Annotated in this window: 27 protein-coding genes; 4 read left to right on the plus strand and 23 right to left on the minus strand. The window is 64.2% G+C overall.

Annotation, left to right across the window (positions count from 1 at the left end; genetic code table 11):
* Nucleotides 1–2: 2 nt before the first annotated feature.
* The 5 genes from HYG81_RS19410 to HYG81_RS19430 form a co-directional block, all read right to left on the minus strand.
* Entirely contained in the window at nt 3–464 is a 462-nt protein-coding gene (locus HYG81_RS19410; protein WP_180842933.1) for a hypothetical protein, read from the minus strand.
* 76 nt (nt 465–540) lie between these two features.
* The gene (locus HYG81_RS19415) at nt 541–2,127 is read right to left on the minus strand and encodes a sodium/proline symporter (RefSeq protein WP_180841363.1); all 1,587 of its coding nucleotides are present in this window, start codon (nt 2,125–2,127) and stop codon (nt 541–543) included.
* Nucleotides 2,120–2,629 (minus strand): hypothetical protein, encoded by a 510-nt coding sequence (locus tag HYG81_RS19420; protein WP_180841364.1) that lies wholly within the window; start codon nt 2,627–2,629, stop codon nt 2,120–2,122. The genes HYG81_RS19415 and HYG81_RS19420 overlap by 8 nt, the downstream gene beginning before the upstream one ends.
* Before the next feature lie 343 nt (nt 2,630–2,972).
* Nucleotides 2,973–3,584 (minus strand): (d)CMP kinase, encoded by a 612-nt coding sequence (gene cmk / locus HYG81_RS19425; protein ID WP_180841365.1) that lies wholly within the window; start codon nt 3,582–3,584, stop codon nt 2,973–2,975.
* Nucleotides 3,585–3,716: 132 nt separating this feature from the next.
* On the minus strand, nt 3,717–4,241 hold the full coding sequence (locus HYG81_RS19430) for a cupin domain-containing protein (RefSeq protein WP_180841366.1): 525 nt from the start codon (nt 4,239–4,241) through the stop codon (nt 3,717–3,719).
* Between the two features lie 212 nt (nt 4,242–4,453).
* On the opposite strand from HYG81_RS19430, the gene HYG81_RS19435 reads away from it, so the two are divergent.
* The gene (locus tag HYG81_RS19435) at nt 4,454–4,996 is read left to right on the plus strand and encodes a hypothetical protein (RefSeq protein WP_340674430.1); all 543 of its coding nucleotides are present in this window, start codon (nt 4,454–4,456) and stop codon (nt 4,994–4,996) included.
* Between the two features lie 90 nt (nt 4,997–5,086).
* On the opposite strand, the gene HYG81_RS19440 is transcribed toward HYG81_RS19435, so the two are convergent.
* From HYG81_RS19440 to HYG81_RS19485, 10 genes are all read right to left on the minus strand, one after another.
* A complete protein-coding gene (locus HYG81_RS19440; RefSeq protein ID WP_180841367.1) occupies nt 5,087–6,850 on the minus strand; it encodes a YcaO-like family protein in 1,764 nt (587 codons plus the stop codon).
* A gap of 96 nt (nt 6,851–6,946) precedes the next feature.
* Entirely contained in the window at nt 6,947–8,185 is a 1,239-nt protein-coding gene (locus tag HYG81_RS19445) for a cation:proton antiporter (protein ID WP_180841368.1), read from the minus strand.
* Between the two features lie 150 nt (nt 8,186–8,335).
* Nucleotides 8,336–9,856: an MATE family efflux transporter gene (locus HYG81_RS19450; RefSeq protein ID WP_180841369.1), complete on the minus strand. Its 1,521-nt coding sequence runs from the start codon at nt 9,854–9,856 to the stop codon at nt 8,336–8,338.
* Nucleotides 9,853–10,485 carry a TetR/AcrR family transcriptional regulator gene (locus tag HYG81_RS19455; protein ID WP_226375992.1) on the minus strand — a complete coding sequence of 211 codons (633 nt, stop codon included), beginning with the start codon at nt 10,483–10,485 and terminating at the stop codon, nt 9,853–9,855. The genes HYG81_RS19450 and HYG81_RS19455 overlap by 4 nt, the downstream gene beginning before the upstream one ends.
* A gap of 219 nt (nt 10,486–10,704) precedes the next feature.
* Nucleotides 10,705–11,154: an RNA-binding protein gene (locus HYG81_RS19460; protein WP_180841370.1), complete on the minus strand. Its 450-nt coding sequence runs from the start codon at nt 11,152–11,154 to the stop codon at nt 10,705–10,707.
* Nucleotides 11,155–11,238: 84 nt separating this feature from the next.
* A complete protein-coding gene (locus HYG81_RS19465) occupies nt 11,239–11,457 on the minus strand; it encodes a DUF1918 domain-containing protein (protein WP_180841371.1) in 219 nt (72 codons plus the stop codon).
* Between the two features lie 98 nt (nt 11,458–11,555).
* Nucleotides 11,556–11,897, minus strand: coding sequence for a hypothetical protein (locus HYG81_RS19470; protein ID WP_180841372.1), 342 nt, complete (start codon nt 11,895–11,897; stop codon nt 11,556–11,558).
* Complete coding sequence (locus HYG81_RS19475) at nt 11,894–12,706, minus strand: succinylglutamate desuccinylase/aspartoacylase family protein (protein ID WP_180841373.1); 813 nt, start codon at nt 12,704–12,706, stop codon at nt 11,894–11,896. Before HYG81_RS19475 ends, HYG81_RS19470 begins: the two co-directional genes overlap by 4 nt.
* Nucleotides 12,707–12,800: 94 nt before the next feature.
* On the minus strand, nt 12,801–12,977 hold the full coding sequence (locus HYG81_RS19480; protein ID WP_180841374.1) for a hypothetical protein: 177 nt from the start codon (nt 12,975–12,977) through the stop codon (nt 12,801–12,803).
* Nucleotides 12,978–13,037: 60 nt separating this feature from the next.
* Complete coding sequence (locus HYG81_RS19485; RefSeq protein WP_180841375.1) at nt 13,038–13,715, minus strand: type 1 glutamine amidotransferase domain-containing protein; 678 nt, start codon at nt 13,713–13,715, stop codon at nt 13,038–13,040.
* Between the two features lie 151 nt (nt 13,716–13,866).
* Here HYG81_RS19485 and HYG81_RS19490 point away from each other — a divergent pair, with 151 nt between their 5' ends.
* Nucleotides 13,867–14,331, plus strand: a complete 465-nt coding sequence (locus HYG81_RS19490; protein ID WP_180841376.1) for an Hsp20/alpha crystallin family protein — start codon at nt 13,867–13,869, stop codon at nt 14,329–14,331.
* Between the two features lie 36 nt (nt 14,332–14,367).
* Here HYG81_RS19490 and HYG81_RS19495 read toward each other — a convergent pair whose 3' ends face one another.
* Nucleotides 14,368–15,366 (minus strand): DHH family phosphoesterase, encoded by a 999-nt coding sequence (locus HYG81_RS19495; RefSeq protein ID WP_180841377.1) that lies wholly within the window; start codon nt 15,364–15,366, stop codon nt 14,368–14,370.
* A gap of 192 nt (nt 15,367–15,558) precedes the next feature.
* Here HYG81_RS19495 and HYG81_RS19500 point away from each other — a divergent pair, with 192 nt between their 5' ends.
* Nucleotides 15,559–16,725 carry an MFS transporter gene (locus HYG81_RS19500; RefSeq protein WP_180841378.1) on the plus strand — a complete coding sequence of 389 codons (1,167 nt, stop codon included), beginning with the start codon at nt 15,559–15,561 and terminating at the stop codon, nt 16,723–16,725.
* Between the two features lie 209 nt (nt 16,726–16,934).
* On the opposite strand, the gene HYG81_RS19505 is transcribed toward HYG81_RS19500, so the two are convergent.
* From HYG81_RS19505 to HYG81_RS19515, 3 genes are all read right to left on the minus strand, one after another.
* Nucleotides 16,935–17,933, minus strand: coding sequence for an ornithine cyclodeaminase family protein (locus HYG81_RS19505; RefSeq protein WP_180841379.1), 999 nt, complete (start codon nt 17,931–17,933; stop codon nt 16,935–16,937).
* 101 nt (nt 17,934–18,034) lie between these two features.
* Nucleotides 18,035–18,253, minus strand: a complete 219-nt coding sequence (locus tag HYG81_RS19510; RefSeq protein ID WP_180841380.1) for a DUF8015 family protein — start codon at nt 18,251–18,253, stop codon at nt 18,035–18,037.
* Nucleotides 18,254–18,550: 297 nt separating this feature from the next.
* The gene (locus HYG81_RS19515) at nt 18,551–18,976 is read right to left on the minus strand and encodes a DUF3054 domain-containing protein (RefSeq protein WP_180841381.1); all 426 of its coding nucleotides are present in this window, start codon (nt 18,974–18,976) and stop codon (nt 18,551–18,553) included.
* Between the two features lie 349 nt (nt 18,977–19,325).
* Here HYG81_RS19515 and HYG81_RS19520 point away from each other — a divergent pair, with 349 nt between their 5' ends.
* A complete protein-coding gene (locus HYG81_RS19520) occupies nt 19,326–20,027 on the plus strand; it encodes a J domain-containing protein (RefSeq protein WP_180841382.1) in 702 nt (233 codons plus the stop codon).
* Here HYG81_RS19520 and HYG81_RS19525 read toward each other — a convergent pair.
* The 4 genes from HYG81_RS19525 to HYG81_RS19540 all read right to left on the minus strand — a co-directional run bounded on the left by HYG81_RS19525 (nt 20,000) and on the right by HYG81_RS19540 (nt 22,560).
* A complete protein-coding gene (locus HYG81_RS19525) occupies nt 20,000–20,638 on the minus strand; it encodes a toll/interleukin-1 receptor domain-containing protein (RefSeq protein WP_180841383.1) in 639 nt (212 codons plus the stop codon). The two genes, HYG81_RS19520 and HYG81_RS19525, sit on opposite strands and share 28 nt — an antisense overlap.
* Nucleotides 20,639–20,708: 70 nt before the next feature.
* Nucleotides 20,709–21,131 carry a DUF8159 domain-containing protein gene (locus HYG81_RS19530; RefSeq protein WP_180841384.1) on the minus strand — a complete coding sequence of 141 codons (423 nt, stop codon included), beginning with the start codon at nt 21,129–21,131 and terminating at the stop codon, nt 20,709–20,711.
* A 79-nt stretch (nt 21,132–21,210) separates the two neighbouring features.
* The gene (gene tpiA, locus HYG81_RS19535) at nt 21,211–21,855 is read right to left on the minus strand and encodes a triose-phosphate isomerase (RefSeq protein ID WP_180841385.1); all 645 of its coding nucleotides are present in this window, start codon (nt 21,853–21,855) and stop codon (nt 21,211–21,213) included.
* 159 nt (nt 21,856–22,014) lie between these two features.
* On the minus strand, nt 22,015–22,560 hold the full coding sequence (locus HYG81_RS19540; RefSeq protein ID WP_180841386.1) for a multiprotein bridging factor aMBF1: 546 nt from the start codon (nt 22,558–22,560) through the stop codon (nt 22,015–22,017).
* Nucleotides 22,561–22,619 lie beyond the last annotated feature (59 nt).

Here is a 22,619-nt window from a genome sequence, read left to right on the forward strand (position 1 = left end):
CGTTAGAGACGAGGGAACCGCGGCGTCTCGACGGTCACGTCGACCTCCTCGAGTCGCGGATCCGATCCCAGTTCGGTCACGAGTTCCCGCTGCGAGTCTGCGGTTCGCGACTGGAACAGGGTCCATTCGTCGGACTCGATGCCGCCGTCCGTCGCCCGCCATCCGACGACGAGTCGGGCCCGGCGAAACCGCGTCCCGGTAACGAGGTGAATTTTCTCGAGGAACTCGAGCGGAACACCGAAGTTCCGCTCGTCGAACGTCGCGATCGCTTCGGGGGGCAGATCTGCGACCACGGCCCGACCGCGCTCGCCCATGTCCGCCCGCAGGAGCAGCGAGCGGTAGGATTCACCGACGAAACACCACAGCAGCCGTTCGTCGGTTACCACGAGCTCCCAGAACTCGATCGAGTTCGGCCGCTGGCGGAACCAATGCGTGAGTCGAGCGATAACGGTCTCGTCTGGCATCGTCGTTTCGGTTACTGTCGGTTCCGGATCGGTGCGTTCGGCCGTCGTTCGGGGTATGCGGTCGGAGCTCATGTGATCAGCGCTCGAGCAGTGCGTGGAGATCCGCGGGTAGTTCGCTTCGGTGCTGGGTCAGCAGTGAGACGCCGATGAACAGGACGATCGCGACGAGGAGCGCGACGGTTCCGACCGGAAACACGTCGGGGAACGGATAGAAGCGCATGATGAAAGACGCAACTCCACCGTAACCGGCGACGTCTGCAGCCATCGGAACGGCACTGTAGAGAACGTTGACGAAGAGTCCCCCGAGAATAGCGACGATCGCGCCCCACTTCGTCGCTCCCTTCCAGTTCATTCCGAAGACGGCGATCGGGACGAACGCCGCGGCGAAGAAGCCCCAACCGATCGTCCCGAGGATGCCGACCAGCGCGTCAGAGAAGTAGACGACACCGGTCGCGAGCACCGTCAGGCCGGCCAGCGCCGCCTGCGTGACCCGGAGTTCCGTCTTGTCGTCATCGATCGGTTGTCCCATCGCTCGCGGAATGTCCCGAGAGATGGCCGCCGCGCCGATGTTGAGAAACGAGTCGCTCGTCGACATGATCGCAGCCAGCAGCGCCGCGAGGATGAGCCCGGCGACGATGCTCGGCGTGTACTCGAGGACGAAGACGGGGCCGACCTCGCTCGCGCTGAACGTCTCCTGAATCTCGCCGGCCTCGACCATCGAACGCATCGAGAGCCCCGCCGAGAAGGCGATCAGGCTCGAGACCGCATAGGAGAGGGCGGCAATCGGCGCGCCCCACTTCAGAATCTCGAGGTTGCGGCTCATGTAGAACTTCGTGATCAGATGCGGCTGGCCGGCGGCGCCGACCGAGAAGAGGATCCACCACGCGATAGCGACGAGAACGGCCGTCGTCGCCCCGCCCATCGCGCCGAACGGCGAAACGAGGGCCGGGTCGGCGGTCGCGAGATTGCGGGAGATGGTCTCCATCCCGCCGCCGAAGGACATCGCATAGGCGAAGACGAACACCGCACCGGTAATCATCGTCAGTGCCTGCAGGAAGTCGGTCCAGACGCCGGCGATCATCCCGCCGAGCATACTGTACAGCAGCAAGACGAGTGCGCCACTGACGAGGCCCCAGAGGACCGGAATTCCGAAGATTGCGCGCATGACGAACTGGAGCGCGGCGAGGTTGGTCGCCAGGTAGGCGATGACCCCGACGACGACGGCGAGGCCGGTGAGTCCGCGGACCCAGTCACTCTCGTATCGAACGTACATCCCGTCGGCGAGCGTCAGGACATTTCGGATGTCTGCGAGCAGGCGCAATCGTTTTGCGAGGACGACCCAGGTGATGAGAAAGCCCAGCGGAGCGGTAAAGAAGATCCAGAGAGACGTCGTTCCGAACTGGTAGACGAGTTCCGGGCCGCCGACGAAGCCGAATCCGGACTGGATGACCGAGAATGCGGTCATCGCCAGGACCCAGGTCCCGATGCTCTTACCGGTGATGAGGAAGTCGCCGGTCGTCTGCGTTCGCATGTACCCCCACGCGCCGATCAGGACGACGATCAGCAGATATGCCGCCCCGAACGCGAGGATGACCGGATCGTCCGCGACGGGGATTCCCTCGGACTGCAGCGGAACGAGCGGGACCGCGGCTGCGTCAATCATCGTCACCCTCTCCGTCAGCCGTTCCGTCGAACCCGTCGGTGCTTATCGTCCTGTCGATCTGCTTGGGTGCGAGGGGGAGTTCAGTTCGTTGCTGTCGTTCCCGTGCCTCGTCGATGATATCGCCGACGATCGCTTCGCTCCCGATTCGATCGAAGAGCAGTGAGTAGTAGATCGCCATAAATGCAGGGGCGAGCCAGAGGAGTCCGAAGTAAACGAGCGTCGGTATCGGGACACCGAGGACGTACGAGTAGCTGGTGACATCCGGGTTCCAGAGCAGCCAGATCCCCGTGAGTCCGACGAGAAACAATCCGGCGAGTCCGGCGACGAGACCGGTGTACGGCTCGAATACCGATCCGCGGTGTTCGATCGATGCGGACGCTACCACGGCGAGGATGAACGCCGCCGCAACGTACGAAAACGTTCGGTACAGTTCGAGACTCGCGGTGACGAGTGCCCCCACTGCGAGCAGACCGATCGCCGCCATCAACGTGTTTCGTGGCATGGCCGTCTCTCTCAGTCGTGGTCCCGGATGTCGCCGGTTCCGTCCCGCTCGAGTTTGGTCGTCCGTATCGGTCCGGGACGACGTGTGGGTACTCCCCGATCATCGCATCCACGACGCGTAGTAACACCGATCATGATCCCATATCGCACACGAAACGACGACCACCTATTTTACTAATTCGACAGTATCGTCGAGCGTCGCGAGTAAGTACAGCGTATCGACGATCCGGGCCGCGCCGGTCCGCCAATGATCGGTTCCGAAGGGTATCGAGTCGATCGATAGGGGTTGCAGTCCCATCGGTGACGGTGTTCCCGGCCGATACGTTCCGACGACATCCGTGACCCTATGGATCCATCTCGGGCGTGCGAAACGCCCCTTCGTCCGTCTCGGGATCGTACTCCTCGATCGCCGTTCGAACGATGGAGAACACGCCGCGCTTGCTCCAGCGGGCGGTATTGATCTGGAGGTCGTAGAACGTTTGGTCGGCGATGTCGATCTCGTAGTAGGACTGATAGCGGCCGGCCTCGCTGACCTCGCGAACGCGCATCTCCGCCTCGGTTTCGATACGGTCGTCGATCCGCTCGAGGCGGACGTCTTCGGGCGCGTCGAGCCAGATCCGCAGATCGGCGCGATCGCCGGCTAACCAGCCCGCCAGCCGGGACTCGAGGATGAACGGTTTGTTGGCCATCCCCCACTTTTCAGCGATCTGCTGGAGTCGCTGGTCGAGCGCACGGTCGATCTCGTCGGAGCCGTCGGCCTTCGCAGTGAGCTGGTTGAGGTTCATGTCGCGGTCGTCGGCGAGTTCGCGGAAGATGTCGCCGCCGGAGACGTACGGACAGCCCATCGCGTCGGCGAGGCGTTCACACAGCGTGGTCGCCCCACAGCCCGGCGGCCCGGAGACGGTAATGAACAGTGACGTGTCGATCCCCTCTGGTGAACCGTCTGTTGTGGCCATACGTTGCCCCACTCGCTCCCCCGTCAAAAGGGTCCGGCAACGACCGATCACTCAGCGCTCCCGAGCACGATGTCCTGTCAGCGAACGCGGGCCCGATTCGCGACTCCTCGAGTCCGTTCCCCACAGCCGGTCTCAGGTGGTAAACGAGTTGCCACACTCGGAACACGTCAGCCGGAAGTCCCCCTCGTCGGTGAGCTCGAGGCCGTGTCCGATCTCGGCCTCACAGGTCTGACAGTAGACCATCGACTCGAGCTGGTCCCAGTCGTGTTTCGATCCGGGAGCGCCGAAGGCGAAGCCGACGACTCGCTCGTCGGTGTCGTTGTAGCCGCGCTGGAAGTCCCCGGGCGCGAACCGGATCACCTCGTCCTCGTCGACCGTCACCTCACCGTCCCCGCTCGCGGTTTCACCGCTCGCGTCGGCCGCGTCGCGTTGCGACGCGCGCGTCTCGAACGTCGCGGTCCCCGCCTGGACGTAGAAGACCTCCTCCTGATCGTGATGAGTGTGAAGGCCGCCCGAAAAGGACTCGCCGGGCTCGAGTTCGAAGTAGTTCATCGCGAAGTCGGTAAATCCGAGTGCGTCCGAAATCGGCCGTCTGACCGAGTGGACATCCATCGGATTGGTTTCGATGTCGACGTCGTCGATAGCGACTTTCTCCATAGCTCGACGTTCGGTTCGGGACGCAAAAATCCCGTGGATGATGTTCTCTACCGCGGTCGGTTCCGTCGGCCCGACCGATCGGAATCGGAACTGGGGCCGAACAGCGGTGTTTCGACCCGAACCAGCGTCACCGACCGACCGCCGATCCGACGGAGGCTGCCCGGCCGGCCGGAAGAGAAACGCATACAGTCGTTCGACTCCGACGAGTAGACGTGAACCGTCGGACGGTACTTCGAACCGCGGGGGTGGCCGCGACGATCGGGCTCTCGGGCTGTACGGATGCGCTCCAGGAGCACTACGAGGGCACGCTCCAGGGCCTGGTCCCGATCGAGATCCACAGCGAAGCCGAAAATCACTACGACGTCACGCTCGAGGCGTACAAGCCGGAAACGAACCGTCAGACCTACGACGAGAGTTACACGATCACGGCCAATCAGTCGGTCTCGCCGCCCCATCTCGAGGCGAGCGAGCAACACTTTCGCGTGACCAAGTTCGAAGGGCAGAGCGAGGAACAGACCACCGAGGAGGCGACGATCACGCAGAACACCAAGTCTGTGACCGTCACGATCACCGACGACGATCTGACACTAGAACTCAGCAGCGACGACGGCGAATCGTCCGGGCCGACCGCTGAACCCGGAACGGACGGTCCAGAGACGGATGGACCGGAGACGAGTGATCCCGAACCGAACGAGTCCGCAGGGAGCGACGGCGGACCGAACGAGACTGATTCTGCGACGGATACCGACGAATAAGACTGATTCTGCGGCGGGTTCCGACGAAAAACGCGATTCGATATCTGCTCCCAACGAGCGATCGCCCCACGTTGGCGAACCACTCCGCACTCAGGGATACGGATGAAACGCCCGCTCGAGGTGCGGCTCGAAACCGAGGTCGTCGGGTACCGTCCGCGCGCGCTCGCCGAAGAACGGCTCGTCGGTAAACAGCGGCTGGGCACCGGGGACGACGACCCGGACCGCCTCGAAGCCGATCGCTTCGACGTCCCGGGTCGTGAGACGCGCCGCAAACGGCGTCAGCCCGGTGTCGGCCGTCCGCGAACACAGTGCTTCGAGGCGGTCGAGACCGGTCGGGACCGGATCGGGACCGACGCTCGCCGCGGGAACCGTCCGATCGGCGTCGACGAACGCCCGCGTGTGCTCTGGGAACGACGCGTACTCGCCGATCGCACCCCCGGCGTCGGCCGCCTCGTCGGGGCCGAGACTGCGCAGTTCCATCCAGTTTTGCAGCGCCTCCTCGAGCGCGCTCCTCGCGGCCGCCGCGGCGTCGAGCCCGGCCGCCGAGCCGACCGCGAAGGCGGGCCACGCGTCGTCGTCGGGCGAAATCGACTCGCCGTCCTCGAGCGCGTCCGGCTCGCGATGGACGGCCACGGCGACGACGGGGACGTCGATGTCCTGCGTGACGAGCAGCGGCGTTACTGACAGCCCCTCGCTTCGGGCGCGGCGCTCGAGCGTCGCGAAGGCGTCCGTTTCGACCGACAGTCCGAGCGGTTCGAACGTCGAGTACCACGCGAGCATCGTCGCGTCGCGCTCGATCACTTCCGTCAGTCCGGACACCAGCGCGTCGACCGTCGAGGAGCCGAGTCCCAGCCCGGTCGTGATCGCCGGAACCAGCGACGCGCCGGGCTGGGGGAACTGGACGGCCGCGGCGGGCAGGTGTACCGGCTCGCCGGTCTCGAGCGCTTCGCCCGGAACCCAGCGGTGTTCCGCGGCGGCGTCGTAGGCGGGTGCGTCGTCCGGCCGGACGAGCGCCGTCGGGGGAACCGCGTTCTCGAGGTCGTTCTCACTCGCGCGAACGAATTCGGAGTCGCGGTAGACCCCGGCGCAGTAGCGCTCGAGGCCCTCGCCGACGGCTTTCATCAGCGCGGCGTTCCAGTCGTCGGCGACCCCGGCGGCCTGTCGCGGCGCGCTCGCGTCGCTGAAGGCGGTCGTCTCCGCGACGGTCGCCAGATAGTAGGGCGCCGGGAACGACTCGACTTCGGCGATGCTCGAGACGGGGCCGACCCGGTCGTCGATCGCCCGTTCGGCGCGTTCGACCGCCGCATCGAGGCCGAGCGTCTCGGCGTCGCGCTCGAGCGACCGATCCCGTTCCGCCTCGGCGCACGCACAGCCCGGAACGGGAAGGAACTCCCGGCGGGCGTACGGGACTTCGCGAACCTGCCCGACGATCGACCGCTCGTCGCCCGAGAGGACGCCGACGCACTCTCGGCCGGCGACCGCGCCGGCGAATCGTGCCCCGGCGCGATCGGCTTGCGGGGCGTCGGCTCGCTCCTCGAGATTCGACGCGACGCGCGCGCGGAGACACTCGAAGCAGCCGGTTGCGGGCGCGAAGCCAGAGACGGCGGCGTCGACGTCCGAAATCGGGTGGCCGCCGACGCCGCCGATCTCGACGGCGATCCAGGGTGTTCTCCCCTTGAGGGCGGCCTCGTTCGCCCGGTCGAACGCCGCCGAGCCGGCGACGTCGCTGACGACCGCGAAGCGAGCGTCGGCGAGATCCGCGGGATTGGCGTCACGAACGCCGATATCGACGTCATCGAGTGCGGCGACGACCGCCTCGCGGACGGGATCGTCACCCACGACGTGGACTTGCATACCTCTCCCTGCTGGCGCGGGCGGCAAAAGCGCCCCGCTCGAGCGCGGCTGGGACGACGGCCGGCTCGGCGGGTGGCGACGAGCCGCGGCCGGCACTCAGTCCTCGGTCACGGCCGCCGAATCGACGTAGACGAGTTCGTCCGCCGACTCGAGCAGCCGCACGCCCCACGTAACGGTCACGGGGACGAGCGCGGTCGTGAAGACGGCGATGAAGACGAGTATCGAGAACATTTCCGCGTCGATGACACCGGCCTCGTAGGCGACCTGCGCGATGATGACCTCGACGGTCCCGCGGCCGTTCATCCCGAAGCCGACGACGAGGCCCTCGCGGGAGGTCAGCGACGTCGGCAGCGAGAACAGCCAGGAGCCGATGATCTTCCCGAGGAACGCGATGGCGACCAACACTGCGAGCACGACGAACGAGTCGAAGAAGACCCCGAACGTGATCTGGAAGCCGACCGTGACGAAGAAGACGGGCGCGAACAGCCCCATCGCGAGGTCGTACATGACCGTATGCATGTGCTCGTAGAGGCCGGGTTCCACGTCGGCCTGCCGGAGGAACATTCCGGCCATGAAGCCGCCGATGATCATGTGCAGGTCCGCGAGCGTCGCGAGCTGTGCGAACAGCAGGGAGACGAGCAGCGCGAACGTGAACGCGGTCGTCCGATCGACGAACCCGTACCGCTCGCGCTGGCGCTCGATGTACCGCCACGCGATCGGCAGGAAGCGGTAGCCGATCACGAGCGTCACCGCGAAGAAGCCGATCGCTTGCAGGAGAATCACGCCGATTTCGTTCGGATCGAGCCCGCCGGCGGTGACGTAACTATCGACGCCGGCGAACGCGATGAGCACGCCCACGTCGGAGGCGAGCGCGCCGCCGAGCAACACGTTCGCGATCCGGGTGTCCAGCAGCTCGAGGTCGGCGAGGATCCGGGACTTCGTCGCGAGCGACGTGGCGGCCATCGCGAGCCCGAGGAAGAGCGCCGCCCCGACGGAGACGCCGAGCCAGACGCCGGCCGCGTAGCCGAGTCCGAACGGGATGACGAAGGCCCCGAAGGCGATCAATAGCGACTGGGGACCAAGCTCGAACAGTTCGCGGAGGTCGACCTCCATGCCGACGTAGACCATCAGGAGGAACACGCCGAGTTCGGACAGCACCGAGAGCAGTTCCGAGGGGTGCAAGAGCCCGAGCAGTGCGGGACCGAAGGCGATGCCGGCGAACAGCTCCCCCATCATCGTCGGATAGCCGAGGCGCTCGGCGAGCGCGCCGAACACCCACGCGACCGAGAGGACGAGCAGCAGACTCAGAATATCGATACTAACGGTTTCGACCATCGGTCACCACCCCCTGTCGTCACTCGCGTAGCCAAAGTGCTGTTTCCGTCGGCCGACTTGCCAGTGTGGATGGTTCGTGGACTGTCCCATCGGAATTCGGCTCGGTCGATTACGTCGTCGCATGGGCACTTCACTGAAGGGGGTGGATCATCAGTCGTCGGTGCTGGCCTCCGTCTCGCCGACCTCGAGGTCGTCGCCGATCGCCGGTCCCGTCGGTCCCTCGGTGACGTCGGCCGTTCGCCACGTCCCCCGTCGGTACCAGCCGTAGGCGAGGCTGGCACCGACCACGTTCGAGACGGCGAACGCGAGCCAGATTCCGCGGTACTCCATCGTCGTCTGCGAGAGGAGCGCGGCGATCGGGAGGCGGACGACTGCGTAGGTCACGAGGACGATGGCCGCTGCGGTGAGCGTCTTCCCGGTACCGCGGAAGCTCCCGTTGTAGGAGCGCATCACGCCGATGAAGCCGAACGACGGGGCGACGTACCGGAGGAACGTCGTCCCGATTTCGACGACCTCCGGATCGGTGGTGAACACGGCGATGATCGGCCGGGCACCGATCCACGCGACGACGCCCAGCGCACCGAGGATAACGAACATGGTGCGGGCGGCGAAGTCGGCGGCGGCTTTCGCGCGGTCCGGTTTCTCGGCCCCCATGTTCTGACCGGTCATCGTTTCGACGCCTCGAGCGACCGCCACCGCCGGGAGGAAGATGACCGAGAACACGCGCGTTCCGACGCCGTAGGCGGCGACGACGGTCGACGGGAACAGTGCGACGATGACCAACAGCAGGTTGATCGACAGCGCTCGTCCCATCCCCTCGATCGACGCCGGAAACCCGATCCTGACGAGCTTTCGGGCGTACGAGAGGTCCGGTCGCATCTGGCGGAGTCGAATCCGGACGCCGCGCGTCCCGCGGAACATGATCGCCAGTCCGACGACGAGCGCGAGCCCGCGCGAGAGGACCGTCGCGATCGCGGCGCCCTGAATCCCGAGTTCGGGGAACGCGATCGTGCCCACGAGCGGTGCGTTCTCGACGACCGTCCACCCGAAAATCAGGAACGGGTCGAGGATAACGTTGAGAACGACCGAGCCGAACATCACCAGCATCGGCGTGATCGTGTCCCCGTAGCCCCGCATCAGCGCGATGAAGACGAAGAAACCGAACATGAATGGCATCCCGGCCGAGATGACCTCCATATAGTCGGTCGCCAGCGGCAACACGTCCGGCGACGCGCCGAGGAGTCCGAGCAGTTCCTCGACGAAGACGTAGCCGACCAGTCCGAGAATCCCCGCACCGAGCAACGACAGGGCGACGGTCTGCGAGGCGGCGTACTCCGCCTCCGATTCCTCGTCCGCGCCGATGTGCTGGGCGACGAGAACGCTCCCGGCGACCGACAGCCCCATGCCAACCGAGATGAGCAGGAAGACCATCGGGAACGCGAAGCTGATCGCCGCCAGCGCGTCCGTGCTGTACTGGCCGAGCCAGAACGTGTCGATGAGGTTGTACGCCGTCTGCATCAGGTTCGTCACCACGATGGGCAACGACAGGTAGAACAGCGGCTTCGCGATCCCGCCCTCGGTCAGATCGAACTCCTCCCGGCCCTTGAACAGCCCGGACAGTCGACCGAGACGACGCGAGAGCCACCCCACGAGTCGGTCGAGAACGCTCATTCGCCGGCCTCCGAATCCCCGTCAGTCGTCGGTGCGTCCTCACCGACCGCCCCGTCTGGTCGCAGGGTTTCGTCGATGTACTCGTGGACGTACTGGCGCGTCCGTTTCGGCGGGCGATCGACCGCGGCCGCTCGCGTCTGTGCGCCGTGAAACAGCGTGACAAGGAAGTCGGCCGTCTCGTCCGGATCGATATCCGCACGGAACTCCCCCGCCTTGAGGCCATCCGCAACGAGGGTCGCGATGCGCTCTCGAAGCGCGCGGTCGAACGCCCCGAGCTTTTCCTGGTATACCTCGTTGTACGGCGCTTGGGCCTTGATCTCGAGGATTGCCGTCCGGAACTCCTCGGCGGACTCCTCGTCCGCCGGCGTCAGCAGTTCCTCGAGGAACTCGTGGAGTCGTTCGGCCGGCGTCTCGCCGGAAATCGTCTGGGTTCGCTCCTCGAACCTGTCCAAGAGAAACTCCAGAAACGACTCGAGGAGGTCCTGTTTGCCCTCGAAGTGATAGTGGAGGGTACCCTTGCTCTTGTCCGATTCCGCAGCGATATCCTGCATCGTCAGTTCCGCATAGCCGTGCTTACAGAGCGCGCGATACGTCGCTTCCATAAGATCGTCAATCGTCTCGTCGGTCATTCAGTGGGTATCGAAACTTACTGACTGGCCAGTCAAAAGTCCTTCGTAACCGGTGGATTACAGTCGGTCAGTTGGACTGGTGAGCCGGGCCCGGAGAAGCGGATGTGACTGGATCGGTGAACCGTGCCAGTGGACGAGAACATCGAAATACGGGGGGATCGACTGTCGGCGCTGAACGGTAGCAATCGGCCAAAAGTCAGCGATCGATAGCGAGGACGGTTACTCCTGTTCGCGCAGTCGCTCGAGGACTTCTTCGGCGTTTTCGACGGCCTGTTCCTTCTTCGCCGGGTAGGCCTCGACCTTCCCGCGGAAGGTGATGCCCTGTCCGAGGCGGACGTCTCCGGCGAAGGCCGCCTGCTTGTCGAGGCGCAAGAAGAGCTCGGTGTTCTCGGTGACCCGCTCGTCGAGTTCGTCGATCAGTTCGTCGAAGGACTCGAGGTCGGCCAGCCGCGAGAGGACGTGGCGGACGTCGTCGGCCCTCTCGACGCGGGCCGAGAGGACGAGGATGCGGTCGCCGTAGTGGCCCTCGCTCTCCGCGCGCTCGATTTCGAACGGCTCGTCGTCGCCGTCGGGGAGGAAGGTTCGGAGCGCCTCCTCGACGCGCTTTTCGTCCTCGGTGGCGTAACAGAACGTCCGTAAATCGACGTAGTGAAGCGGGATTTGTGGCATCTGCGATTCGAAATTCGGTCTGGTGGGCGCGGTGGTGACGGTCGCCGAGACGGCTCGAGAGGTGAACCGACCCGCGAGCGGAATCTATTCTTCGTCGGCGTCTGCGTCTGTCTCCTCGTCGACGTCGTCGGCCGCCTCGAGGTCGTCCTCGGGAACGCCGGCCTCCTGGCCGTCGTCGAAGCTGATGGTGTAGGTGACGTCGCCGAACATCGACTCCATCGTCTGGGAGACGGTGCCGGTTTCGCCGTCGAACTCGCTGTGCTCGTCGTGGAGGACCACGCGGTCGTCTTCCTCGAAGCTCATGGATGGTGATTCCCTGTCTGCGTGTAAAAAGGGACTGATTCGCGGCAACGCGGGACGTCACGCGCGAGCGTCCATCGACCGCAGTCGAGAGATCGTCCTTACAGGCGTTCGCTCGAGCCGTCACCTCGCCGATCGCGCCACCACTCGTAGCCGGAGCCGACGGCGGCGGCGATGCCGCCAGTGCCGGCGAGGAACGGCGCCCAGTAGACCCAAAAATCGAGGCGCGGCGCGATGACGTTGCCGATCGCGGTCCCGATGGTATAGATCAGATATCCCGGGAGTGCGAGCGGCGAGAAGAGCCGCGTCTCGAGCCAGCCCAGTCCGAACGGAACGACCAGGAACGCGAACGTGGCGAGCGTCGCCGGACTCGTCGCGATCCGACGGAGCGAGAGACCGCCGCGCTCACCGTCGGTGGCCGCGCGTCGGTTTCTACCGGTCATGCGTCACCTCCGAGTTCGAGCAGTCCGTGCAACTCGAGGACGTGTGCGGCCGCCAATCGCGACATTTCGACCATCGTGGAGTGGTCGAGCAGGAACTCGGTGGTTTCGAAGATATAGGCGCTCGCCCCGAGTTCGCGTGCGGCGTGCTGGAAGAGCAACGGCCCGGAGAGGGTGCTCTCTCCGGGCGTAAACCTATGGAACGGCAAATACCACGGAACGGCATCCTCGTTGAGGCGGTCGGCGAGCCGCTCGCCGTGGGCGTCGGGCGAGTGAAAGATCGCCTGGCCGACGAACTCCTGATGGAGGCCGTAGATTCCGAGCGATCGGTGGAGGTCGAGCACGACGTCCGGCTGATAGGATTCGACGGCGTCCCAGATGCCCGCTGCGAGTTCGCTCTGGGGCCCACGGTCGGCCGGAAACTGTCGATTCAGGTTGCCGTCGACGCCGCGGCGATCGTCGTTCTCGACGGCCACGCGATTGGTCTCGGGAACGACGACGAGCGTCCCCGCGTCGGGATGCCAGTCGGAGATTTCGCGAGCGGCCTCGATCCCGTTCCGTTCGTCGCCGTGGACGCCGCCGAAGACCATCGCGGTCGGCCCGTCGTTCGGCGCGTCGAGCTCGTACAGCGACGTCTCGTGGTCGGTTCCCGAAAGGATCGTCTCCGTGTTCGAACTCCCTTCACCGGTACCGGACGGCTCGCGAGCCGCCTCGAGCAGGCGCTCGTTGCTCGGTGGCCGGCTCACAAGACCTGACACGGCGATCCCTGCGAGCACGCTCGCACCGCCGGCCAGATACGTCCGACGTCTCATTGGATGGGAGAAGAACGGATGACCTAAAATCCCTTCTCATTCGTGACGCGAACAGTGTCAACGGAAACCCAGGTCAACGCCGGCTGTTCGTCGCTTACCGCATGTTTTCGAGCGCGGCGGCGGTGTCCGACATGAGCCACGCGTCCTCGCTGTCGACGCGTTCGATACTGAGCGCGAAAAACGACTCCCGTCCGTTATCGACGGTGATGCGGTAGCCGTGACTCCGTACCGGACCGGTCTGTGCAGCGGTGTTCGATTCAGCGGGAACCACACGTTCCCCTTGGGCGGCGCGCGTATAACGGACTCGAATCGAGTGGCCCGTGAAGCCCGATCAGTTGTCCAGTTCCTCGAGCAGGGTGTCGGCCGCGGCACTCGAGGAGCCGGGGCCGCGGGCGGTGATGAGGTCGCCGTCGACGGTGACGCTCGTCTCGGACTCGAGTTCGGCGTCCCAGTTGCCGCCCGCTTCTTTCACTTCGTCCTCGACCCAATAGGGGAGCTTGCGGCCGTCGGGCATGCGGTCGGCCTCGTCGACGATATCTTCCTCCCATTCGTTGGGGAAGCCGGTTACGTCGCGGCCGTTGACGATGAACGCGCCGTGGCTGTCGCGGGCGAAGCCGAGCATGCCGACGGCGTGGCAGACGACGAGCGCCTTGCCGTCGTCCTCGACGATATCGCGGAGGAGTTGACGGGCGTGTTTGTCCTGATTGATGTCCCACTCGGTGCCGTGACCGCCGGGGAAGACGACGGCGTCGTACCCCTCGGCGTCGGCCTGTGCGGCCGGGATCGGATCGTTCAGTCGCTCATCGGTCTCGGCGACCTCCCGGACGTGTTCGGCGGTCTCCTCGCCGACCTGCTCCGGATCGAGCGATCGCTCGTCGACGACCGGCGGATCGCCCGACGGCGTCGCGACCGTGATCTCGACGCCCGCCTCGGTGAGCGTCTCGAGGGGCTCGACGCATTCCTCTCCCCAGTACCCTTCTTCGCTGACGACGAATAGTGCGTCCGTCATGCACGTCGTTACGTCCGGAAGCGTAAAAACGACCAGCCCACCCATCGGTTCTGCCGCTATTTTGCTGGGAAAATATTGAATTCACTGACAGTAACCGTCACTGAGGGTGGCCTTTTTCGCTGTCGAACGCCTCTGTTAGACAGGTGATAGCATGGCAGATCGACCTCGCCCGTTCGATGGGATCGACGAATTGCTCGACAGACTAAACCGGCGGATCGAGACGGCGGCACGGTCGTGGGAAACGGGGATGGACAACCGGAGCCAGCTCGATCTCTCGATGGGGGGCTCGGCGTCGAGTCTCGATCTCGCTGACGAGGGAGACGAGTTCGTGGTCACCGTCGACGTCCCCGGCTACGAGAGCGACGACCTCGAGTTACGGCTCTCCGGCGAGACGGTCGCCATTTCGGGTGAACGCGAGCATCGGGCGGAAAGCGGCGGTGACGACGAGAACTACATCCGGCGCGAACGGAAGACGAAATCGTTCAGCCGACAGGTTCGACTGCCCGAACCGGTCGACGCCGACGCGGTGCAGGCGAGCGTCAACAACGGCATTCTGACGATTCGACTTCCGAAACGCGAGCCCAGCGAGGAGGGTCACTCGATCAATATCGAGTGAGACGCTGCGAGCCGTACTGGCCGGTCGATGTCGGCGTCAATCGTCGAGGTTCAATGCATCGAAGAACCGTTTGGTGAGTCGCGAGCCGACGAACTCGAGCAGTTCGTCGGTGTCCTCGTCATTATCTGCGAACAGTCCGAGTTCGATCCGACCGCCGGCCATGTCGTGGTGGCCGCCGACCGCACCGAGTTCGTCGAACGCCGCGATGAGCGTCTCCCCCATGTTGACTCGCGGATCGATCGAGCGCCCGCTCAGACGGATCGCGTCGCCGACGATGCCGTAGGCTAACACCGTATCCACGCCCTCGAGATTGAGTAGATAATCCGCGGCCTGGGGCAGCGCGTCGGTCTCGGTCGTCTTCCCGACGCTCGCGATCAGCGCCGACCCTCGACGCTCGCGGCTGGCGATCGCTCGGCCGATCGCGTCGAGCGTTCCCGGGGTGAACGCACTGCCGTACAGTTGTTCTAAGATTTCGAGGTCTGCCTTCGGATAGACCGCCAGCGCGGCCTCGTACTCGCGTCGCGTGGGATCGCGGACGAAATCCAGCCGCTCGCGATGGAGGGCGAAGAGCAGCGCCGAAGCGAGCCGTGACGACAGGTCGACGTCGAGCTCGGACAGGTATTCGACGAAGATGGTCGCCGTCGCGCCGTACTCCGTTCGAACGTCCTCGAACGCGGCGTTGGCGGACTCGCCGGGATGATGGTCGATGACGATATCCGGGGTCACGCTCGTCGGAATTTCGGTGTTGGCTCCCGGTCTCGTGTGGTCGACGAAACTGACGCTCTCGTACTCGTCGACCGCAGTCTTCGAAAGCGTCTGCAGGGAGATGTCGAGCATGTTGACGAACGCGCGGTTCTGCTGATGCGAGATCTCGCCGCCGTAGGTGATCGTCAGCTCTCCCACGTCGTGGTCGTTCGCGATCGCCTCGAGCGCGAGCGCGCTGGCGAGACAGTCCGGATCCGGGTTGTCGTGGCAGACGATCGCCAGCGAGTCCGTCGCCTCGAGGACGGACACGAGCTCTGCCGCTCGGGACATACCTGAGATACGATGACGAGACGTTTGAATGTCGCGTCGCCTCTCACGGAGTACGAGCGGTCGCCGAATCTTCGGATGCGTTTTCCGCATCTGCCAACCGGTTAGTTGTGAGAACGTATTCCCGTGGTACGCTAAACACATAATTATAATATTTCCGACAGGTTATTACGTGCGAGAGAGTGCCTCCACTGTATGGGTCTTCGAAATTTCGATCCGGCTGTTCTTGCAACAGCGCTCGCAACGTTCGTTTCCTTCCTCGGAATCGGGATCGTCGATCCGATTCTGCCCAGTATCGCGCGTGAGCTGGGTGCGTCCCACTTCATGGTGATGTTCCTCTTCACGAGCTACCTCCTGGTGATGGGCATCGCTAACCTGGTTGCAGGTGCGCTTGCCACGCGAATCGGGAGCAAAAACACGATGCTCCTCGGGATTGCAACGGTTGCCGTTTTCGCGGGAGCGTGCGCGCTCGTGTCGACGATCGAATCCCTCGCGATTCTCCGCGGCTTCTGGGGACTCGGGAACGCGCTGTTCACCACGACGGCGCTCGCCATCATCGTCGGCGTGGCCGGCGGGAGCAGCGAGACGGCGATCACCCTCTACGAGGCGTCCCTCGGCTTCGGCATCGCCTGTGGGCCGCTCCTCGGCGGCCTGCTCGGTGCACAGTCGTGGCGACTGCCGTTCGCGGGGACCAGCATCCTGATGATTATCGCGTTCGCTTTCGTCGTCACCACGGTCACCGAACCGGACGCCGAACGCCAGCAAGGGATTCGCGACGTCGTCGGGACGTTCCGCCATACGGGCGTGCTCACGAACGCAGTCATCGGCATGCTCTACACCTTCGGCTTCTTCACGTTGCTCGCGTACACCCCGCTCGTCCTCGGCCTCGGTGCGCTCCGGATCGGTCTCGTGTTCTTCGCCTGGGGGCTGTTCGTGATCGTCGGATCGGCCGTCCTCTCGCCGCGCCTGAACCGGCGGTTCGGGACGCCCGAGGCAACCGGTGGCGCGCTCGCCGTCTTCGCGGGAATTCTGTGTCTGATGTGGCTTTCGAGCGCTACCGGGGTGCTCTCCGGACTCGTCATAATCGCCGGACTCCTCTGTGGAATGCTGAACGCGAACCTGTCGACGCTCGCGATGGGAATTTCATCCCACAGCCGGTCCGCCGCTTCGGGAGCGTTCAACAGTCTCCGGTTCACCGGCGGCGCGTTCGCACCGATCACCGCAGGGTATCTCGGCCAGCACTACGGTGCGACGGTCCCATACTTGCTCGGCGCGCTCGTCGTCGGAGTCGGACTCGTCGTACTGCTCGGTCGGTTCAGCGCGTTTCGGTTCTCCGAACCGGAACCTGCCACCGGCCACTGATAGTGTCCCGGTCGCAGCCTCTCCGACGATAACTGAACGCGAGAGGCGACTCGGACGGCAGAAACGTACCGGTGACGTATGGATCGATCAATACATTGCCTGTACGTACCGATGAAAGAACCGAATCCCTCACCTGCGACGGATTCCAAGAGATTCGGTTGTAATGCTTCTCTCTGCCCGCGACGACGAGTCTCCTCACTTTCGAGCGCTCAGTCTCCCGTCAGCGCCTCGCTCGCCGGTGCGAAATCGATCTCGGTCCCGCGCCCCTCGTCCCGTGCGCGCTCGTAGAGCAGGTATGCGGCCGCGACCGTCTCGATACCCGTCCCGCCACTGTCGAAGACCGTGATCTCGTCGTCGCTCGTTCGACCGGAGGCGTTTCCGGCGACGATCTCACCCAGCTCTGCGTGAATGTGATCCTCCGTAATGGCACCCTCCTCGAGCGCCCGCATGAACGACCCGGCGTCGAACGTCGCTCGCTCGCGGAGGTCGGGGACGTACGTCGCGTTCGCGACCGTCGTCGTATCCAGTTCCCGCTTGTCCGGCGAGTACTGCCCCATCGCCGTGACGTGCGTGCCGGGCTCGAGGTCGTCGCCATCGAAAACCGGCTTGCTCGCCTTCGTCGCGGTGATCACCACGTCCGCGCCGGTCACGGCGGCCGCGCTCGAGTCGACCGCTCGGACCGAGGCCTCGAGCGACTCGTCGAAATCGTCGGCGAAGGCCTCGCGATTCTCGGGCGTCGGCGAGTAGACGCGGACGTCGGCGAAGTCGCGGACCGTCGCGGTCGCGCGGAGTTGACCGCGCGCCTGGGCACCGCTGCCGATGACCGCGAGGGTGTCGGCGTCCGCGCGAGCGAGTTTGTCGACGCCGACGGCGCCGGCGGCGCCGGTCTTGTGCGGGTTCATGCTCGCACCGTCGAGCAAGGCGAGGGGCGCGCCGCTCTCGGCGTCGAACAACGGCGTCATGAACCAGGCGTCGGCGGCACCGAAGCCCGCGCTGTACATGTAGCCACCCATCGCCCCCGTTTCGGGAAGGATGGCGGCGTAGCTCGTGAACATCCCCTCGGGGTCGGCACGGAAGAACTTCGATCGCGGCTGTGCGGACGCGCCGTTTCCGCGCTGGCGATAGCCCTCGCGAACGGCATCGACGTATTCGGTCGGCGACGCGAGGTCGGCGACGGCGCTACTGCTCAGAAACAGCGTCTCGGTCATGTCCGATACGAGGAGGCGGAGGGTGGAAAAGAAACCGGAAGCGGATATGGAACGGAGAGCAGAGCGAAAACGGGAAGCAAAGCAGAGAAGAACGAACGGTGTTAGTCCGCGTGCGGGGGTCGCGCAGACCGAGACCGGGGCTCGTCGGCGACATCGGCCGGCGTATTGACGAACATCGCGTGCCCGATGATCGTCATCGCGACCAGCGAACCGACCGGTACCGCCGCAGTCAACGAAATGCCAACGAAGGTCAGGGCTGCGGTGATGCCGAGCAGTGCGACTGGGATGAGGCCGAGAACAATGTCGTAATATCCAGTCATAATGTATCCTATAGTATGTGGAATAACCATATAAGTGTTTCCCATAATCGGCTCGTGGTGGACCCATCCCCAATCGATATCCTCAGAATCAGATTTTCATAACTTATGGATAGGTTATTAAATGACGACGAACTCCCCCACGTTCGAAGATATTGTGATACTGATAAAAAATGAGGAAGTCTAAGATAGGTCTATAGGGGCTAGAAACGTGTTTGTAGGAGTAACCCAAAATCCATTCGTGCTGTCTGACGTTCGGTATCGGCCTGCAAGAACGGAGCCGGTCACGAACGACGTGACTTACCTCGACCGTGATAGGTACAGCGCGTATCCGAGTCGCCACCCGAGCAGGGCGACCAGAACGGTTCCGGTGATGACGACCGGAAACGGCCAGGTGGTGCCGCCCTCAAATAGTGGCGATCCACGAAGCATGAGGCCGACGTTCGCCGCCGCGATCCACGTGACGGCCGTTAGACGGAAGTCATCAGTTCCGGCGAACCGATTGCGCGTGTACACGCCTGCGAGCAGTGCGACGCCGACCCAGCCGATCACGAACGGGACGACGGTCTCGAGCGATGCGAGCGGTTCGGCGATCGGATTGCCGCCGTGTTCGACGTTCCCGAGGAGAACCAGGGCGACGACGATCACGAGGTCGACGACGCCCGTAACGACTCGTTCGCGGTCGACCGAACCGTCTCGAGAGCCGGTCTGAACTGCCGTGTCCATATCCGGTATTCGACAGCGAGATTATATTGGTTTCCCGATTCGGATCGACGAGAACGGACCTGACAGGAGAGGAGGAACTCGGCGACAGTGAGTCGCCGAGCACCGTCCAACGGACGGAGCGTCTCCGTGCGAGGGGTGCCTCGCACGATTCATCGCTCGATGGTCGGGCACTTTGTTATCGGTACCGTTCAGGGTCGGTCACTGAGCGAGGCGATTCCACCTCTCCGAGTAAGTAATAGCTACATCGGACGGTTACAGTAGTTCCCGATCGGACGATGCCGCGAAATGGATACCTATCGTGACTGTCAGCAGAAGAACTAATATAGGACGAACCCGAACCGATGTCGTGATGGCTGTCGTCGGCGACGATCAGCCCGGCTGTGACGGCTGTGGTCGAACGGTTGCACTCGAGGAGCTAACGACAGTGACGATGCCGGACGGCAACCAGGTCGTCTGCTGTCCGAACTGTGAGCCACACGCCAGAGCGATCGCCGAAAAAGGCGGTTCGCTCGATCAACGTCGTGACACGTGTGACGGCTGTACTGACACCATCCTCGTCGCCGAACTCGAGGACGTGGTGCTCGACGACGGAACCGTGCTGACCTGTTGTCCGTCGTGTGCCAGTGAAGCGCCGAGTCGTGACAGTGACGCATCGTCCGATCCTGACGACACGTCAACTTCCGACGCCTCGGTACCCGACTCCGGCCACACCGCCGATGCGGGGACGGACCTGGATCACCGCCGCTGTAGCCAGTGTCGCGAGCGGGGCTCCGAGGAACGCTTTCTCGTCACGACGATCGACGAGCGTACCGAACGGCTGTGTGCCGAGTGCAAGGCCGATGCTGAGGAGCGCGGTATCGTCGCGGCTGTGGAAATGCGAAAGACTAGGGCTCGCGAGGTGCTCGGCGTCGACGCCGATGCGACTGACGACACGCTCCGCGAAGCGTATCACAGTCAGGTCAAACGCGCCCATCCCGACCGATCAAGCGGTAGTATGTCCGCGTTCCAGCTCGTTACGGACGCTTACGAGCGGCTCCGGGACGGCGATTGACGTTCGATCCCGTCCTCGCGGCCCATGAAGCCGATCGTCGCCGGGTTGAAGTAGTACGTCGATTCACAGTCTGCACACGACGTCGTCAGATGTTTTCCGTGGGAGTGGAGTTTCCAGAGCTTCGTCTGTCCCTGCTCGAGTTCGAGCGTGACTGGATGGCCGCAGTCGGGGATCGTGCAGGGAAAGCGGATGTACCAGTTCGGGACGGAGAGCGCTCCCAGCGGCGCGAGCTCGCTCCGGAGCCGGGAGAGCAGGTTGAAAATCGTCACCGAGAGGTCCGTCCGATCGATCGTCACCCCCTCGACGTCGCCGATGTATCCGCGGCGGCTGACTCCCTCGTCGCGAAGCGGGACGATGGGGATTCCTTTGGCTACCGCATAGCCGATCTCTTGATCGATCCACGTGTTATTGACCGCGTCCTCCGTCAGCACCGCGACGACGACATCGCTGTTGGCGAGTCGCCCCTCGAGTCGCGTTCGCGATCGGCCGGACTCGATTTCTTCGAGCGCGAGATGGACGCCGAAGGGGAAGTTCTTGACCGTCGTGAACAGGTCCTGAACGAGTTCGAGATCACCGGGCGCGTGGGAAACGTACACCTGTTCTTCGGTCATGGAATCGTCTACGATAAGGAGGTGTGTCAACCGTTATTAATCTACCCCTGGGTAGTATTTAACTGCGGTTCTATTGCACCTGGTGATTTCTTACGGTATTTAGAACGCGCTGGGAAAACTCGAGTTGCGAAAGATCCGAACCGAGGCGCTCGAACCACTCGCGTTCGGCGTACCACCAGCCGCGGATGTCCCCATCGGTCGTCAGCGACGTCACCTCGAGGCGTCCCGGCGTCCACTCCCGTTCGTCACCGATCGTCAGCAGCGCCCGCAACACCGCGCCGACTTCGTCTCTCGTGACGCCGGGTGCCTGGGCGACGGCTTCGTACTCGAGTTCGATTCCGGCGCCGTCGTCCGCGGGCGATTCGTGCTCGTCCATCCACTCGAACGACGTTACGTAAATGCCGTGGCTCATCAGCCGATTCTCGAGCGCCACGGATACAGGTCGCTCCCCCGCTGCCGGATCACGTTCGGCGTCGGTTCCGTCGTCGATCATACCCCTTCCTTCGACGGAGAGGGAGAAAAGTCGGTCGGCGACGTGCGCCCGTTGCTCTATCTGCAACTCGTACCCCGATTCAGAGCGGCGCGACGAGATCTTCGAGGGCCGCTTTCGGGTCGTCGGCCTTCGCGACGCCGCTGGCGAGGAGGACGCCCTCGGCACCGAGATCGCCCGCCGCAACGACGTCGTCGCCCGTACTGATGCCCGCCCCACAGAGGACGGAGACGTCAGAGTCGACGTTCGCGGCGGCCTCGACGGCGTCTTCGACCACGTCGGGATCGGCCTGACTGACCGGTGTGCCGGTTCCGATGAGTGCCGGCGGCTCGACGGCGACGGCGTCCGGCCCCAGCGCCGCCGCAGCGCCGATCTGGGCCGGATTGTTCGCACAGACGACCGTCTCGAGGTTCGCTCGCTCGGCCGCTCGGACGGCACCGTCGATGTCCGCCAGCTTCGACCGTCGCTCGGAGTGATTGAGCAGGGTACCGACCGCGCCCGCGTCGGCGACGCTCTCGGCGAGGGTATGGCCGGTGTTGCTCCCGTGTTCGATCGGGTCGACGTGCTGGGCCCACGTCTCCGCACCCGTCTCGGCGACTCGCTCGAGATGAGCCGCCTGCGGCGCGATTGCCAGACGCGCGTCAGTCGTTTCGTTGACGTCACGGACGGCTTCCGCGACGGCGATCGGATCGCACGGATAGGTCTTCAGGTTAACGAGGACGAACATATCGGCAACCCCACCCGCACGAAAGAAATAGCTTGCGAGTCGGCGATGCGATCGAGGACGGGTGCCGGCGGTCCGTCTCATACGAACTCCTGTCCGTCAGTTCCGGCGCACTCGTGACCCGCCAGCGGGTGCGCCGGTACACAGGTACAGCGGACCGTCTCAGTCCTTGCGCTTGACGACGTCGCCCAGCGTGTAACTTCCCGTCGAGGAGCCGCCGGACCACTCCGAGTCCTCGCTGGAGCTTCCCTCGGCGTTCAGATTGATCTCGAGGAAGTCCTCGAGTTTGGTCTGTACCTGATCGCTCGGCAGGGTGTCGCCGCGCTCGATCTTGCGGACCAGACTGGCCTTCTCGTTGAGTTCGTTCGCGAGATCGGACTGACTCAGCCCCTTGTCCTCGCGAGCGTTACGCACGCGCTCGTCGTAATCGGTCGCGAGTTCGTCCATGTCGTCGAACATGTCCGACCGGCGCTGACTCGAGCCGCCCGAACTCGAGGAACTCGCGCTCGAACCGGTGGACTGGCCACCCCCACTCGACGAGGACGAACCCGAGCCGGTCGAGTACTTGGTCGACGCGCTCGAACTCGAGGTATCTTTGACTTCAGTGCCGAAGTCCGTGCAGTCCGAACACACGTCTAGCTTCGCGCCCTCGACTTTGATGGTTTTCGGGGACGACGTCTCGGCCCCACACATCTCGCACTGAACCATGTCCGTCTCTATATTCCGATGAGGGATAAAGGATGCGGCGCGGTTCCGTCCCGTAAAAC

It is taken from the genome of Natrinema zhouii, from assembly GCF_013456555.2.
GTDB classification, from domain to species: domain Archaea; phylum Halobacteriota; class Halobacteria; order Halobacteriales; family Natrialbaceae; genus Natrinema; species Natrinema zhouii.

What these genes read in the sequence shown, in the direction of transcription:
- HYG81_RS19410 (WP_180842933.1), bottom strand. Translation starts at nt 464, where the DNA reads ATGCCAGACGAGACCGTTATCGCTCGACTCACGCATTGGTTCCGCCAG.
- HYG81_RS19415 (WP_180841363.1), bottom strand. Translation starts at nt 2,127, where the DNA reads ATGATTGACGCAGCCGCGGTCCCGCTCGTTCCGCTGCAGTCCGAGGGA.
- HYG81_RS19420 (WP_180841364.1), bottom strand. Translation starts at nt 2,629, where the DNA reads ATGCCACGAAACACGTTGATGGCGGCGATCGGTCTGCTCGCAGTGGGG.
- cmk (WP_180841365.1), bottom strand. Translation starts at nt 3,584, where the DNA reads ATGGCCACAACAGACGGTTCACCAGAGGGGATCGACACGTCACTGTTC.
- HYG81_RS19430 (WP_180841366.1), bottom strand. Translation starts at nt 4,241, where the DNA reads ATGGAGAAAGTCGCTATCGACGACGTCGACATCGAAACCAATCCGATG.
- HYG81_RS19440 (WP_180841367.1), bottom strand. Translation starts at nt 6,850, where the DNA reads ATGCAAGTCCACGTCGTGGGTGACGATCCCGTCCGCGAGGCGGTCGTC.
- HYG81_RS19445 (WP_180841368.1), bottom strand. Translation starts at nt 8,185, where the DNA reads ATGGTCGAAACCGTTAGTATCGATATTCTGAGTCTGCTGCTCGTCCTC.
- HYG81_RS19450 (WP_180841369.1), bottom strand. Translation starts at nt 9,856, where the DNA reads ATGAGCGTTCTCGACCGACTCGTGGGGTGGCTCTCGCGTCGTCTCGGT.
- HYG81_RS19455 (WP_226375992.1), bottom strand. Translation starts at nt 10,485, where the DNA reads ATGACCGACGAGACGATTGACGATCTTATGGAAGCGACGTATCGCGCG.
- HYG81_RS19460 (WP_180841370.1), bottom strand. Translation starts at nt 11,154, where the DNA reads ATGCCACAAATCCCGCTTCACTACGTCGATTTACGGACGTTCTGTTAC.
- HYG81_RS19465 (WP_180841371.1), bottom strand. Translation starts at nt 11,457, where the DNA reads ATGAGCTTCGAGGAAGACGACCGCGTGGTCCTCCACGACGAGCACAGC.
- HYG81_RS19470 (WP_180841372.1), bottom strand. Translation starts at nt 11,897, where the DNA reads ATGACCGGTAGAAACCGACGCGCGGCCACCGACGGTGAGCGCGGCGGT.
- HYG81_RS19475 (WP_180841373.1), bottom strand. Translation starts at nt 12,706, where the DNA reads ATGAGACGTCGGACGTATCTGGCCGGCGGTGCGAGCGTGCTCGCAGGG.
- HYG81_RS19485 (WP_180841375.1), bottom strand. Translation starts at nt 13,715, where the DNA reads ATGACGGACGCACTATTCGTCGTCAGCGAAGAAGGGTACTGGGGAGAG.
- HYG81_RS19490 (WP_180841376.1), top strand. Translation starts at nt 13,867, where the DNA reads ATGGCAGATCGACCTCGCCCGTTCGATGGGATCGACGAATTGCTCGAC.
- HYG81_RS19495 (WP_180841377.1), bottom strand. Translation starts at nt 15,366, where the DNA reads ATGTCCCGAGCGGCAGAGCTCGTGTCCGTCCTCGAGGCGACGGACTCG.
- HYG81_RS19500 (WP_180841378.1), top strand. Translation starts at nt 15,559, where the DNA reads ATGGGTCTTCGAAATTTCGATCCGGCTGTTCTTGCAACAGCGCTCGCA.
- HYG81_RS19505 (WP_180841379.1), bottom strand. Translation starts at nt 17,933, where the DNA reads ATGACCGAGACGCTGTTTCTGAGCAGTAGCGCCGTCGCCGACCTCGCG.
- HYG81_RS19510 (WP_180841380.1), bottom strand. Translation starts at nt 18,253, where the DNA reads ATGACTGGATATTACGACATTGTTCTCGGCCTCATCCCAGTCGCACTG.
- HYG81_RS19515 (WP_180841381.1), bottom strand. Translation starts at nt 18,976, where the DNA reads ATGGACACGGCAGTTCAGACCGGCTCTCGAGACGGTTCGGTCGACCGC.
- HYG81_RS19520 (WP_180841382.1), top strand. Translation starts at nt 19,326, where the DNA reads ATGGCTGTCGTCGGCGACGATCAGCCCGGCTGTGACGGCTGTGGTCGA.
- HYG81_RS19525 (WP_180841383.1), bottom strand. Translation starts at nt 20,638, where the DNA reads ATGACCGAAGAACAGGTGTACGTTTCCCACGCGCCCGGTGATCTCGAA.
- HYG81_RS19530 (WP_180841384.1), bottom strand. Translation starts at nt 21,131, where the DNA reads ATGATCGACGACGGAACCGACGCCGAACGTGATCCGGCAGCGGGGGAG.
- tpiA (WP_180841385.1), bottom strand. Translation starts at nt 21,855, where the DNA reads ATGTTCGTCCTCGTTAACCTGAAGACCTATCCGTGCGATCCGATCGCC.
- HYG81_RS19540 (WP_180841386.1), bottom strand. Translation starts at nt 22,560, where the DNA reads ATGGTTCAGTGCGAGATGTGTGGGGCCGAGACGTCGTCCCCGAAAACC.